This window comes from Paenibacillus sp. UNC451MF, assembly GCF_000686845.1.
GTDB lineage: Bacteria > Bacillota > Bacilli > Paenibacillales > NBRC-103111 > Paenibacillus_S.
In genome coordinates this window covers 398298-411338 of sequence record NZ_JMLS01000003.1, presented here as the reverse complement: position 1 = coordinate 411338, position 13041 = coordinate 398298, and the positions used below count along the sequence as shown (strand labels likewise).

At 48.7% G+C, this 13041-nt stretch carries 13 protein-coding genes and 5 pseudogenes; 14 read left to right on the top strand and 4 right to left on the bottom strand.

Features of this window, described 5'->3' with window-relative positions; genetic code table 11:
• Window positions 1-29: 29 nt before the first annotated feature.
• A pseudogene (locus BP97_RS0107305) lies at window positions 30-461 on the top strand (transposase); the annotation flags it as partial.
• 503 nt (window positions 462-964) lie between these two features.
• On the opposite strand, the pseudogene BP97_RS39580 reads toward BP97_RS0107305, so the two are convergent.
• From BP97_RS39580 to BP97_RS0107295, 3 genes and pseudogenes are all read right to left on the bottom strand, one after another.
• A pseudogene (locus BP97_RS39580) lies at window positions 965-1182 on the bottom strand (IS110 family transposase); the annotation flags it as partial.
• 3 nt (window positions 1183-1185) lie between these two features.
• Window positions 1186-1263: pseudogene (locus BP97_RS40620) on the bottom strand (peptidase E); the annotation flags it as partial.
• Window positions 1264-1568: 305 nt separating this feature from the next.
• Window positions 1569-2276, bottom strand: coding sequence for a YHYH domain-containing protein (locus BP97_RS0107295; protein WP_028548501.1), 708 nt, complete (start codon window positions 2274-2276; stop codon window positions 1569-1571).
• A gap of 1086 nt (window positions 2277-3362) precedes the next feature.
• Here BP97_RS0107295 and BP97_RS0107290 point away from each other — a divergent pair.
• From BP97_RS0107290 to BP97_RS38730, 3 genes are all read left to right on the top strand, one after another.
• Window positions 3363-4223, top strand: coding sequence for an AraC family transcriptional regulator (locus BP97_RS0107290; protein ID WP_051620432.1), 861 nt, complete (start codon window positions 3363-3365; stop codon window positions 4221-4223).
• A gap of 203 nt (window positions 4224-4426) precedes the next feature.
• Complete coding sequence (locus BP97_RS0107285) at window positions 4427-5293, top strand: sugar phosphate isomerase/epimerase family protein (protein WP_028548499.1); 867 nt, start codon at window positions 4427-4429, stop codon at window positions 5291-5293.
• Window positions 5294-5322: 29 nt separating this feature from the next.
• Window positions 5323-5514: a hypothetical protein gene (locus BP97_RS38730; protein ID WP_028548498.1), complete on the top strand. Its 192-nt coding sequence runs from the start codon at window positions 5323-5325 to the stop codon at window positions 5512-5514.
• Between the two features lie 184 nt (window positions 5515-5698).
• Here BP97_RS38730 and BP97_RS41390 read toward each other — a convergent pair whose 3' ends face one another.
• Window positions 5699-5824, bottom strand: a complete 126-nt coding sequence (locus BP97_RS41390; protein ID WP_269321904.1) for a hypothetical protein — start codon at window positions 5822-5824, stop codon at window positions 5699-5701.
• Between BP97_RS41390 and BP97_RS40135 the strand changes: the two genes are divergently transcribed.
• The 10 genes and pseudogenes from BP97_RS40135 to BP97_RS0107240 all read left to right on the top strand — a co-directional run bounded on the left by BP97_RS40135 (window position 5809) and on the right by BP97_RS0107240 (window position 12994).
• A complete protein-coding gene (locus BP97_RS40135; protein WP_156043162.1) occupies window positions 5809-5973 on the top strand; it encodes a hypothetical protein in 165 nt (54 codons plus the stop codon). The two genes, BP97_RS41390 and BP97_RS40135, sit on opposite strands and share 16 nt — an antisense overlap.
• Before the next feature lie 12 nt (window positions 5974-5985).
• Entirely contained in the window at window positions 5986-6252 is a 267-nt protein-coding gene (locus BP97_RS40615; RefSeq protein WP_197035424.1) for a hypothetical protein, read from the top strand.
• Window positions 6135-6500 carry an alpha/beta hydrolase gene (locus tag BP97_RS0107270; RefSeq protein WP_028548496.1) on the top strand — a complete coding sequence of 122 codons (366 nt, stop codon included), beginning with the start codon at window positions 6135-6137 and terminating at the stop codon, window positions 6498-6500. The genes BP97_RS40615 and BP97_RS0107270 overlap by 118 nt, the downstream gene beginning before the upstream one ends.
• Window positions 6501-6515: 15 nt before the next feature.
• Window positions 6516-6758, top strand: a pseudogene (locus BP97_RS0107265) (alpha/beta hydrolase); the annotation flags it as partial.
• A gap of 88 nt (window positions 6759-6846) precedes the next feature.
• Complete coding sequence (locus BP97_RS0107260) at window positions 6847-8172, top strand: ABC transporter substrate-binding protein (RefSeq protein WP_028548494.1); 1326 nt, start codon at window positions 6847-6849, stop codon at window positions 8170-8172.
• 166 nt (window positions 8173-8338) lie between these two features.
• Complete coding sequence (locus tag BP97_RS0107255) at window positions 8339-9352, top strand: zinc-dependent alcohol dehydrogenase (protein ID WP_028548493.1); 1014 nt, start codon at window positions 8339-8341, stop codon at window positions 9350-9352.
• A gap of 16 nt (window positions 9353-9368) precedes the next feature.
• Entirely contained in the window at window positions 9369-10274 is a 906-nt protein-coding gene (locus tag BP97_RS0107250) for a Gfo/Idh/MocA family protein (RefSeq protein WP_028548492.1), read from the top strand.
• 23 nt (window positions 10275-10297) lie between these two features.
• Window positions 10298-11326 carry a Gfo/Idh/MocA family protein gene (locus tag BP97_RS0107245; protein ID WP_028548491.1) on the top strand — a complete coding sequence of 343 codons (1029 nt, stop codon included), beginning with the start codon at window positions 10298-10300 and terminating at the stop codon, window positions 11324-11326.
• Between the two features lie 354 nt (window positions 11327-11680).
• Window positions 11681-11764: pseudogene (locus tag BP97_RS41685) on the top strand (NucA/NucB deoxyribonuclease domain-containing protein); the annotation flags it as partial.
• Between the two features lie 396 nt (window positions 11765-12160).
• Window positions 12161-12994 (top strand): glycerophosphodiester phosphodiesterase, encoded by an 834-nt coding sequence (locus BP97_RS0107240; protein ID WP_231506241.1) that lies wholly within the window; start codon window positions 12161-12163, stop codon window positions 12992-12994.
• Window positions 12995-13041: the final 47 nt, after the last annotated feature.

The window sequence follows — 13041 nt, the reverse complement described above, 5'->3', positions numbered from 1 at the left end:
GAATTGGAAGTAAAGCTGGATGAACTCATGTAAAGCAAGTGTTGGTCATGAAAGGGATTGGCCGGGACACCATCGCTGGCTTTCTAGCTGAGGTAGGAGATATTGGCCAGTACCGACATCCAAAGCAGATCACGAAGCTCGCTGGACTGAACTTGAAAACAAATTCATCTGGCACACACAGAGGACAAACGAGGATAACAAAGAGGGGCAGGAAACGCCTGCGTGCTTTGCTCTTTAGAGTGATGATGCCGCTAGTCGCTAAAAATTCAGCCTTTCGAGCCCTGCACGAGTATTACACTAAACGTCCTGTGAATCCATTAAAAAAGATGCAGTCTCTCATCGCGTTATCTAACAAGCTCATACGCATCCTTTTCGGTATATTAAAGAAGGGCAATGAGTTTAGTGAAGAAAAGATGATCCGAGATATCCCTCAATTTACGGAGATACCACAGGCAGCTTAATGATCGCTTATTTGTGATGATGACCTAGGCAGAGCAAGATAACAAGAAGTACGGATGAGTCGGAAAGGCGCTATCCTTACGGACGAAGATCCTGTCAGGCAGCATATCTGACCTCCACCTCATGGACAGGTTGAATGAAGGAATGTGGGAGCGTAGACTCTGCGAGACATGGGAGGGTTGACCGCCATGAGCACATGTGGAGATCCAAAGGTGCAACCATACTTTACCACAGTAACCACAATTTACAGCAGGTGGTTTAAGTGGAGAGCTTTTTGCACCAACGCATACCCATATATTTCTTCACCTACAACTTAATTCCACTAAAAAGTTATTCTGTTAAGAAGTAAATATGGTCTAAATCTGAGAAAACGAGAGCATTTTAGAGCTAAGTGATTCTCCATAGAGGGAGTTTAACGTGGTATAATTTACTGTTAAATGGGCATACCTAATAACCCTCCTTATAACTGCTGGAAGGTTTTTTATCTGTATGAGAAGCATGGATTTTAAGCTAAAACAAGGAACGGTTCTTTCTTTGTTAAAAGGGCGTAGATCCAGTGAAGGAGCTTGTTTATACAGGCTACAATGGCTACTCGGTACGGTTTTCCTTCTTCACGCTTCTTATCATAGTATTATCGAAGCTTTTTATTTCGGGAATTCCTCAGCCCGCATAAAACCGCAAGATACAATGCCTCAGTTGCTTGGAGCCGCGCTTCGTGATCCGGTTCTTTAGTATATAACCATCCAATAGCGGGTTATCTGACTCCGAAAAGCCCCCGCCTCCTATAGCAATAATTTGACGCATGTTTCATCCCCCCCTTAAAACATAACTGTCATTAAATAAGAATTGCATTTGCGGCATCTGCAGCCTCTCATCCGCAAAGCCGCTAATAAGACGCTTTTAAGTCAAGTTGCTTTAGGGTGGGGATACCCTAAACAACACTTTACTCTTTACTCACACTGGAGTTATAAGGGTACAGCCTCTGAAGGTTTGATGTGGAATAATCAAATCTGCGTTCAAAAAAAAGATGAGTTCAGTCAACTATATCAATCAGTATGAAACTCAGATTTTACTTGGAAAATAAAAAGCTGCCATTGGCAGCCATTAATCTACTTAAAAATATAGAACCTATTGTCTTTTAATGCAGTGGTTAAACCAAATTTACTATTAAGATGCCAAGTCATCGGATAGTATGTTACATCATTATAAACTAAAAATGGATATTCTTCATTCTCATTATCCACCCATACATCATTGACAAAAATATTGAATGTTGGAAAGTGTGCATACATCTTTGTAGGCTGAGTAGAGGATGACTCAATACGTTGGAAATGTACACCTTCCCCAATTTCTGTGTCCGTTTTTCTTAATGATAAACCCACTTCATTTGACCAAGTGTTTTCAATCGTAAGAGTCGAACACATATCATAATTCAACGGTGCGTAGATGATATCATTATACAAAAAAAATGGGTATTCTAAAGTAGAGTTTTGAGCGTCCGAAGCTCCAGTTTTATAGTTAATATAAACCTTAAATGTCGGAAGAGTAACTTTAACATGCCCATAAGGAATAATTTCTTCAGCATCAGATGTGGAGGGTGTAGGTTCATTCTTTGGGATATCTACGCCTATGAAAAAGCCACCGCCACCACCACCATTATGATAGTGATACTCACCATCTTTTAAACCCCATTTTGCACAATTAGTCCGGCAAGTATGCCCACCATTAGAATCTGTCCTACCTGGATGTGCACTCGCAATTGAGGAGAATGGTAATGTTAAAAGTGCTAGTGTAATGACTGCTTTTCTGAATTTCATGGTAGTCCTCCTAAATTAGTACAATTTGCCTATTAGATACTATCATGTGTTGGTAAAATAGACAATAAAAAATAGTTATAAAATTAAAGATACATATCGATGGATGGCAGGAGTGATTTAATAAACGCTGAAAAAACTTTCTCAGATTCAAGACTACTTTGATAAACTTGATGAAATAAAAGAAGTAATTCCTACAAATAGAATTACAGAAGATTATGCATTTGAACTTCTGGATGAAGTAGAGAGATTAAGAGCAGCTTTGAAATACAATGGTTACTACAATGAATTAATTCGAGACTGATCAAAACACGCATGCCTGATTGCATAGTCGGCGCCTATATGTGTCCATGGACACCCGATGAATTCAATGGCGCACTGACCCGAATATTTGACCAGAATTATCAATGGTTAGCAGAAGCTATTTATGTGTATACCCTACTTATTCATTGTTCGAAAAGCGGACGCAGCCCGGGCTGGGGAAGGGAGTGGCTCGCGCAGTCAGCAGAATTTGTTCCAAACCATCGCAAGGTTCAGCTGATTCTGGACGCTTTGGATTATTCGGAGAGTCTAACAGATACTGCGGCATCGAATGTACCATCAATGGGGTATTCAACTGTTTGCAAGTGCCCAACTTTTTCATGATCCGGACAAAGCGCTCACGTTCAAGTATTCGGTTGAGGCGATCCGGAATCTTTGCAGGAATAGAATGAGGCTGTCGCAGACTGATATGCTCCCCTTTAGGTAGACAGGTTAAATAATAAAAACCTACTACCTACAAGGGGATTTTTCTATGTCTAAAAATCCAATATAGTGCGGTAGAAAAACTGGCGATCATACAGGAGCTGGAAGTAGGACAAAATCGACGTATTGATGTTGCAATGTAAGAGGACAAGAATATATATAGAGTTCCACTGAAGGAAAAAAGCTCGCCTTGCCTTATGAGAATTAAACAAGTTGATCTTACCGGCAGCATGGCCGGTTATCCTGAAAGGACAACGGTTTTGTTCATTTTTGAAGCAGGCGAATATTTCCCGTGACAGGAATAACGCCTCTCGTGGCGAACTATTTTCAGGAAGAATCTTCAACATGTTGTTTCAAGGAAGCGAGGCGCATGCGATGTCATTGAATTATCCATTGATCGACAATTTCAGATATCGGCTTAACTCCAAGCTTAAGCCGGCATTCCATACACACGCCAAACATGAAATTTATTATTTTCACAGCGGCAAAGCGAGCTATTGGATCGGGGGCAGTTCGATCGATCTTATGCCCGGCGACCTGATCGTGATGAACGGCATGCGGGAGCACGGGCCGGTGATGGATGACAAATATACTTACATTCGTTCGACCGTTCTGTTCGATGGGGCATCGATCAGTCCGATGCTGCTGCAGCCTGGCTCGATCGATGTGTTGAAGCCTTTCATGCTGTCAACGCACTACCATTGGCGGCTGAGCGAAGAGCTTATGGACGAGGTCGAGGACATTTTGGTGAAAATCAACCGCTTTCACCATCCGAAGGACTTGGTCGCTTACAACCGTCTACGCACCGCCTTTTACGAACTGCTGCTCTTTATTTACGAACGATTTCAGGAAACGGCCGACAGCAGCAAGGCGATGCCAACGGAGAAGGAGAAGATCGTGCAGAACGTAATGGCTTACATCGAGCAGCATTATATGGACGACCTTACGCTCGACGAGCTGGCAGGCAACATGCATGTAAGCCGTTTTTATTTGATGAAGCTGTTCAAGCAGCTGACGGGGTTGACGCTGTTCGACTATATTAACGATCGGCGGATCAAGCAAGCCAAGGTGCTGTTCTTTCTGGACCCGGGCAGCACCGTGACGAACGTTTGCTTTCAAACCGGCTTTAAGCATTTGTCCCACTTCTCTCGTACCTTCAAGCGGGTTGTCGGACTGACGCCCGAGCAATACCGCAAGCTGCTGTAATTGTACATGCACATCCGCCTTGATTTCTCTGGCGGATGTTTTTTTTGCCAAGTAAGCACTTTCAATCAAATGATGCATGAATATGGGCACGGCCCGTCAAGAAAAAGTGGGGCGTACTGTGGTATTTTATTAATTGTAAGCGTTGTCGGAAACACCAATATTTATCAACTGCTGTATTTACAAAAAAAATGGGGGGGACGTTTGTGAGAGCATTCAAGCTTGGTATTATTACGGATGAAGTATCGCAGGACATGGATGAAATTATCGCTTTCGCCGAAGTGTACCGCCTGGATACACTCGAAATACGTTCTATATTCGACAAGCCTGTCCATATGCTGAGCGATGACGAAGTGGTGCTCATACGCGATCGGGTTCAAGCGGCGGGGATGACCGTCTGCGCACTGTCGGCCCCAATATTCAAATGCGATCTCGACAATACGGAGGAGCTGGCCCAGCATTACCTCATTGCCGAGCGTTGCATCGAAGTGGCGCGTATGCTTGGAGCGAATATGATCAGAGGCTTCAGCTTTTGGGCGAAGGGCTCCTTCGAAGAGCAGCTTCCCGTCATCGTGGAGCAGCTGCGCCGGATGGCCAAGCTGCTGGAGAAGGGAGGCTTGGCCTTCATGCTAGAATTCGATCCTAGCGTTTATGCGAGTAACGCCAGGAAAACGCGCAGGTTGATCGATATGGCCGGGGTTCCGAACCTGCACGCCTTGTACGATCCCGGCAACGACTTGTGGGATCCGGATCTTGAGGTGCCATATCCCGATGGCTATGAGCACCTGCGCGGAACGATCGCGCATATACATTTGAAGGATGCGGTTACGACCGGCGAAGGCCCTATCGGAGTCGCGATCGGCCGGGGAGAGGTCGATTACCCGGCGCTGTTCCAAAGACTGGTCGATGACGGGTACGATGGCTACTTAATCTTAGAAACCCATTATCGCCTGACATCGATTCTTACGGAAGAGCAATTAAAGCGGCCTTCCGGCAGCAGCTTTTCTGTCGGGGGCAAGGAAGCGTCGGAGGAATGCATGGATGCACTGCTTGCGATGGAGCATTTCCGATGATTCGATACAAGAAGTAGCGAGGAGAACAAATGGCATGGGAAGCGTGGAAATTGTTTGCCGTTGAACGGCTGAAGGTGCAAGTGTTTCAAGATCGCGCGGCGCTCGGCCAAGCTGCCGCAGCGCAGGCGGTAAGGCGCATCGCGCAGATGCAGAAGGAAAAGGGTGAGCTTCGGATGATTTTCGCCTCAGCTCCATCCCAGAACGAGTTTTGGCGGCGTTGACCAAGGCTGAAGGGATCGATTGGTCCCGCATCACCGCCTTTCATATTGATGAGTATATCGGCCTACCGGCCGATGCCCCTCAGGCGTTCAGCCGGTTCCTGCGCGACAGGCTGTTTGACATCGTTCGTCCGGGAACCATTCATCTGCTCGACAGCACTCGTTTAGCGGAGGAGGAATGCGCCCGCTATTCCGCGCCGCTTCTGGAAAAACCGATCGATATCGTCTGCTTGGTATCGGAGAGAACGGCAACATCGCTTTCAACGATCCCCCGGTTGCCAATTTCCGGGAACGTCCGTGCTTCCGGCCTCAAAGCTCGGCCATCCCGCTGCAGGAGGACTCAACGAGATTGCGCCGGCTGATCTGCTACTGATCCGGGAAGACGGAGAGCGGCTCGTACCGGTCGCTCTGTACAAGGAAGGCGTTCAAGTATACGGGGTGCCGAAAACTGCGTTTGGGTAAGGAGCGACACAGGTGAAATTTTATACGACGAGGCGTTCAGCGCTCAATTTACCGAACAACGCAAAATGGATATTTTTAAGCCGGATCGGCCGAACGGATCGTGCCTGTTGTTTATCCATGGTGGCGGTTGGTTGGCCGGTAAGAAGGAACAGTGGCATTAGGTGGCCGAGTATTTCGCCGGCCTTTGCTATGTCTGCACTTCGGCAAGCTACCGGCTTGCCCTGGACAGCACTTTCCCGGTCCAGCTCGAGGCTGTTCGCCTGGCGATGCAGTTCATGAAGAGGCAGGCAGACCGGTTCGGCTTCCGGCCGGATGCCGTCGCCGCCGTAGGCTCATCGGCAGGGGGACACTTAGCGGTGATGCTCGCCACCGTGCCGGAAGGTGACCCGCTCGGAGCGACTTCCGAGCTGGAGCTAACGAATAAGGTGCCGCAGGTAGTCGTCTGCTACTGTCCGGTTACAACGCTGTTCATTCCGCGCGACTTTGTGAGCGTATTTATGGGAGGAACGGTGGAAGAGCTACCGTAGCAATATGAAGCCGCTTCACCTGTACACCGAGTTCGCGAGGGGCTACCGCCATTTTTGTTCATTCAAGGAGATCAGGACCCGACTACGACGCTGAGCGATACATCCGACATGTGCCATGCGATCAACAAATGCGGAGGAACGGCGGATCTCGCCGTACTTCCGGGCATAAAGCACGGCTTCGGTTACGGCACGGAATCGCCGATGCAGCGGCTCAGCCTTGCGTACATGGAGCTGTTTTTGACCAAGCACGGTCTGTAGCTCTCGGCTTGATAAGCATTGACGTCATAAGATCGTTACAAACAATTGCTCTCGCTTCAATAAAAATATTGAAAAAGGAGTTGGCATAATGAAAAAGGGGATGTTTGTTGCTGTTGTGGCTATGACGACTGCGCTTGCAGTGTTGGCTGCGGGCTGCGGAGGCGGAGCAGAGGAAGGAGGCTCGAAGCCGTCTGTCGATAAACCGGCAGGCGGAGGTGCCAATTTTAAGAACGATCCGGTGGACTTGACGTTCTACTTGACGTCCAACAACATTTCGGAAGAGAAGTTTATGGAGCAATACGGCAATAAGATTAAGGAAAAGCTGCCTCATATCAACGTCAAGTACATTATGCAAAAGGACAGCAAGTCGCTGCCGGAGCTTCTGACGGCAGGCGGTTCGTTCGACATTATGATCAGCTCCGTCGGCCTGACGCAAAATTTTCTGACCACCTACGATCTTCAATACGATATTAGCGAGCTGATCAAAAAATACAATTTCGATCTGAACAAGCTGGAGCCTACCTCGGTAGAGATTCAAAGAGGGTTTGCGGACGGCGGCATTTACGGCATGCCTGTCAGCACCACATCCGGCGCGTTGTTTTACAACAAGGATCTGTTCGATAAATTCGGCGTACCTTATCCGAAGGACGGCATGACGTGGGACGAGGTTTACGAGCTTGCCAAAAAAATGACGAGAACAGAAGGCGGCATCAAATATAAAGGCTTGGCGATGTCGTTCCAGCACCTGATGCTGCTCGATCAAAATTCGTTCAATCCGCTCGATCCGAAAACTTTCAAACCGCGGATCACGGAGGACGGCTTCAAGCAGTCATTCGAAAACTTGGCGCGATTCTTCAAAATTCCGGGTAACGAGGTCGAAGGAGACAAGTACACGCTTGCCAGCCAAACGGACCAATTCCTGAAAAACGGTACGGCAGCCATGTACCTCTCGCTGAGCGGAACGAGGCCGGAAAACTTTAACTGGGATATAGTCTCGCACCCGGTTTACAAAGACAAGCCCGGCATCGGACCGCAATCGTACCCGACCTACTTCTATATTACGAAAACGTCCAAAAACAAAGATGCCGCATTCCAGGTGCTTGATTATATCGCCTCCGAGGATTTCCAGAGGTTTATGGTCAAGGCAGGTACGGCAAACACCATTCTCAAGGACGGCGCCAAATTCGCCTCCGATTTTGGCATAGACGATCCGAAGTTGAAGGGCAAAAACTTCAAGTCGCTCTTCCCGCAAAAATATGCGGCGCCGACAATTAAGACGAAGTACCAGGGTTTGCTTGAGACTGAACTGTACACTGCGCTCATGGAATACCAGAAGGGCAGCGATGCCAATACGGTGTTAAGGGCTGCTGCCGAGCGAGCGGATAAGGCTATTCAGAGCGAGATAAAGAAATAATCGCATAGCACATGTCAAGGACTTGTATGCCTATCCAAGCCTTTGGACTTGACTAGGCTGCTGTTGGGACAATTCAAGTGTATGGGGAGTGACACATGGATATCGGGACGCGCAGCGGCATTTACGGCAGTAAAGAAGCTTGGGAAGCATGAAGGAGTTGAGATCCATGAGAACTTTAGTCGCCCATAACGGTACTGTCATTATGCAAGACGAACCGGTTCCCGACTTTGGCGAAGAAATGGTGCTGATTCGAACCTCTTATTCGACGATTAGCCCAGGTACGGAGATGACGGCTGTCGGCCGAAGCGGCGAATCCAAACTGAGGATCGGATACAGCGCAGCAGGAATCGTCGATCAAGTCGGGAAGAAGGCGAAGCAATCGTTCTGGCCGGGTCAGCGAGTCGCATGCTACGGCGGACCCTATGTGAGACATGCGGAATATTTGGCCGTGCATAAGCATTTGGTAGCGACCGTTCCCGATCACGTTTCTTTGGATCAGGCTTCAACCGGCGGTTTGGGTGCGATAGCCATCCATGCAGTCCGGCAGGCGGGCTTGCAATTTGGGGAAACCGTCGTCATCATCGGCCTAGGCATATTGGGCCAAATCATTGCAAGAATATGCCGCGCGGCTTGCCTAAGAGTGATCGCCTGCGATCATGTTCCCGAACGTCGAACGGCTCTGTCCGAAATCGAAGGCATTCGCATATGCTCTAAGCCAGAGGACATCCAGCTTGCGACAGCGGAGGCTTCTGGCGGTATCGGTGCCGATGCGGTCGTCCTGTGTGCCAGCGGAAAGCAGATGGAGCTGCTCGACTTGAGCTTCGACTGGATACGCGACCGCGGGAAGATCGTCATTGTAGGGGACCTGCATATGGAATTTACGCGGGCCAAAATGTTCAAGAAAGAAGCTCAGGTGCTCATTTCCCGAGCAGGGGGCCCCGGACGATACGACAGTATGTATGAAGCCCTAGGCTTCGATTATCCCGCCGGCTATGTGCGCTGGACGGAAGGCCGAAACTTGGAAGAGTACATCCGTCTTTTGGCCGAGCATCATATCAATATCGGGAATCTGCTTACGAAACAGGTTCCGCTGGCAGAAGCACATAGAGTGTTCGACCTGTACAAGCACGATCCCGCAAGCATTCTCGGCGCCGTGCTCGACTATAATTCAGAATCGTAACAAGGAGGCTGTTCCAATGAAGCAAATGAATATCGGTATTATCGGCCTGGACACTTCTCATGTCGTACAGTTTACGAAGCTGTTGAACGATCCGAGCCACGAATTTCACGTGAACGGCGGCAAAGTCGCTGTCGCGTTCCCTGGCGGCTCTCCCGATTTCGAATTGAGCCACAGCCGCGTTGAAGGGTTTACGACGCAGCTGAGCGACGAATTCGGCGTAAGCATCGTCGATTCGCCGGAGGCGGTGGCCGAAGCGTGCGACGCCATTCTGCTGGAGTCCGTGGACGGCCGCGTTCATTTGGATCAGTTTCGTCGGATCGCCTCTTACCGCAAGCCGGTTTATATCGATAAGCCGCTGACAGTTCGGGCGGACGAAGCGCAGGAAATCGTCACCATCGCCAAAGCAGAAGGCATTCCGATTATGAGCTCCTCCGCGCTGCGGTTTGCCGAAGGAATGAAGGCCGCAGTCGCTCAGACGGAGCTTGGCGACATCATCGGCGCGGACTGCTATGGCCCAATGGCGCTGCAGCCGACTCAGCCCGGATATTTCTGGTATGGCATTCATTCGATTGAGATGCTGTATGCGCTGCTTGGCAAAGGCTGCGCCGAAATATCGGTTAAAGCGAACGCGGATCACGACGTCATTACAGCCGAATGGCAGGACGGCCGCATCGGCACCGTGCGCGGCAACCGCAAGGGTAGCAGCAAGTTCGGCGGGGTAGCGCATAGAGTCAAAGGCTCAATCTTCGTTGATGTTTACGCTAATCCGAAGCCGTATTACGCGAGTCTGCTGGATAGTATTATCCGCTTGTTCCAAACCGGTTCCGCCGACGTTACGATTGAAGAAACGCTAGAGATCATTCGTTTTATCGAAGCAGCAAACGAAAGTCGCGCCACTGGAAAATCCATTCGCTTGGCCTAAACTATCGAAGAGGTGATTTTATCATGGAAAGAAAAATGCGTTTCGCCCTAGTCGGAGCAGGAGTCATTTCAACAAGCCATGCCAAAGCCATTACAAGCAACTCGCACGCGGAGCTCGTCGCGGTATGCGATAAGGAAATCGAAAAAGCTCAAAAGCTGGCGGAAACGTATCAAATCGGTTCCGTCTACCAGGATTATCAAGAAATGCTGAAGCGGGACGATATCGACGTCATCAACGTCTGTCTGCCGAGCGGCATGCACTCCGATTACACGGTTGAAGCTGCGCAGGCAGGCAAGCACATTTTGTGTGAAAAGCCGCTTGATATTACGAGAGAAAAAATGGACCGGATGATAAACGAAACGCGCAGCCGTGGCGTTAAGCTCGGAGTTATCTATCAACGGCGCACGTTCCCAGCGGCAGTCGCCACCCGCAATGCGATTCAAACGGGTAAGCTCGGCAAAATGGTGCTCGGGGATGCATACTTGAAGTATTACCGTTCGCCGGAATATTACAAGAGCGCAGGTTGGCGCGGAACGTGGGCGCTTGACGGCGGCGGCGCGCTCATGAACCAAGGCGTGCATGGCATCGACTTGATCCAGTGGATGATGGGCGATATCCATTCCGTGTTTGCGTATTCCTCTGCGCTTGTTCGTGACATTGAGGTGGAAGATACGGCAGTGGCGGCAGTCAAGTACAAAAGTGGCGCGTTCGGTGTCATTCAAGGAACGACCTCCGTATATCCGGGACAGGAAACCCGTTTCGAGGTTCACGGCAACGACGGTTCGATCATTTTCGGAGACAGCGGCTTCAAGCAGTGGAAATTCCAGGGCAGCGACGAAGAGGCGCCGCAGGTGGAAGCTACGGCATCGGCAAGCAACGATCCGAAAAACATTTCGGCGAACGGCCATTTCATTCTAGTAGACGATATGATCAAGGCGATCTTGGATAATCGAGATCCGATGGTCACCGGCGAAGAAGCCCGAAAAGCAGTTAACGTTATTTTGGCCATTTACCAGTCGGCGAGAGAAGGCAAAGAAATTGTTATCGGCTAACTGGAACGATAAGGAGTGGGAACGGCTGAAGTGTGGACAAGAATGGCCGTACTTAGCCAGAAAGGGCTGCTGACTGGAGATGCGGACGCTTATTTGAAGCAGGCGCGGCTTACTTGTAGACAAGATGGATGGATAATGACATTAAACTAATCCCTAGTCAAGAAGTTGCGACATTAAAGTAGTCCCATACAATAAACTGTATTCCTACAGAGAAACAAGTGAAATGAAAATAGTACTCCCATATATATTTGGGAGTACTTTAGTGTCACCGCGATTGCGATTAAATTTTAGGGAATGGAACCATTTTAATGTCAATTAAGAGGACTACTTGACAAGTGTCCAATGACACAAATAAAAAAAAGTTATGATCGTGATGAATTCACAATGGCGATGTGTGCTGAAGGCGGCGAAGGTGCAGATATTGAGTATGTCACGCCGAGGGCTTGAACCAATCGTACGCTTCGTCCTAGTTCTGGAAGTCCGGCCGGATCAGCCTGATAACATCCCGGTCGGCTGCTAGGTTGCCGATCTAAGAAGGTATCAAGCCAACTTTGAAAGATGCCACATTGCGAGGTGGCTAGATCATCGTGACAAATTTAACGCAAACGAAATGATAACAAAGATGAAGCAGTTGTCTTTAAAGGAAGAAAATCGCCAATAAGGGATTTATTTTTATGCAAGGCACAAATTAAATCACTGCCCGATCTTTAAGTTCTAACGGCGAAAGATAGCGCCGCGATGGAACAGAACGATTACTGTTTTTAATTGTTGCGCCGTTTGGCTCACCTAACGGGCAGCAGGATAGGGAAGCTTACAAATAAGGGGAACCTTAAGATGTCGGAATACAAGGAACAGAGGAAAGAAAAACAAAATCGTTATGTGATATCTATTAGTGACCCTGACAAGAGAGCAGTAAGCATCATTACGGAGGTTAATCCTATGAAAATCAAAGGCGTTGCCCATCGCGGATACCCGGTCAAATTGCCGGAAAATACGCTGTCATCCTATAAGGCGGCATGCGATATGTCGTACACCCATTTAGAGCTGGATGTGCATTTAAGTAAGGACGGTGTGCCAGTATTGATGCATGATTACTCAGTCGACCGGTTGACGAACGGTAAAGGTTTAATCAAAGAACATACACTGGATGAATTGAAGCGGCTGAAGGTAAAAGGCGTGGAAACGATTCCAACACTAGAGGAGACGCTACAGGAGTTGAAGGGCCGCATCTCGATTCTGGTCGAGCTGAAGCAGGCTGGCAACATCTACCCGGGACTTGAGGAAAATACGCTGGACCTCATCCGCAAAACCGGCACGTTGGACCAGGTAAGAATCATCGGCTTCGACCACTTTTCAATCGCGAAAATGCGTCAGCTCGATAAGGATGTGCGCATAGGCATGATTTGCAGCGGCAGCATGCCGTACGTATTTCCGTTCATGAAGGAAATCGACTGCGATTTCCTAGGCGTTAATTTACGGTTTATGACGCCTCAATACTCGGATATGATCGAGGGACGAGGCATCATCTCAGCGCCATGGCCGGTCGATACACTGGCTGACATGGAAATGATTGCTGACAAATACCCAAATGCGTTAATTACGACCAATGAGCTAGACCGCTGGGCCGAGTTTTACCGCAATCATCTTGTTTTGCATGAAAAGTTCTGATTTTCGATATACGGAACCGTAAGCTTTTGGCTTATGGTTCCGTTTTT

Coding starts and splice junctions, on each gene's coding strand:
- BP97_RS0107295 (WP_028548501.1), bottom strand. CDS start 2,276: ATGAAATTCAGAAAAGCAGTCATTACACTAGCACTTTTAACATTACCA.
- BP97_RS0107290 (WP_051620432.1), top strand. CDS start 3,363: ATGTTGTTTCAAGGAAGCGAGGCGCATGCGATGTCATTGAATTATCCA.
- BP97_RS38730 (WP_028548498.1), top strand. CDS start 5,323: ATGGCATGGGAAGCGTGGAAATTGTTTGCCGTTGAACGGCTGAAGGTG.
- BP97_RS0107260 (WP_028548494.1), top strand. CDS start 6,847: ATGAAAAAGGGGATGTTTGTTGCTGTTGTGGCTATGACGACTGCGCTT.
- BP97_RS0107255 (WP_028548493.1), top strand. CDS start 8,339: ATGAGAACTTTAGTCGCCCATAACGGTACTGTCATTATGCAAGACGAA.
- BP97_RS0107250 (WP_028548492.1), top strand. CDS start 9,369: ATGAAGCAAATGAATATCGGTATTATCGGCCTGGACACTTCTCATGTC.
- BP97_RS0107245 (WP_028548491.1), top strand. CDS start 10,298: ATGGAAAGAAAAATGCGTTTCGCCCTAGTCGGAGCAGGAGTCATTTCA.
- BP97_RS0107240 (WP_231506241.1), top strand. CDS start 12,161: ATGTCGGAATACAAGGAACAGAGGAAAGAAAAACAAAATCGTTATGTG.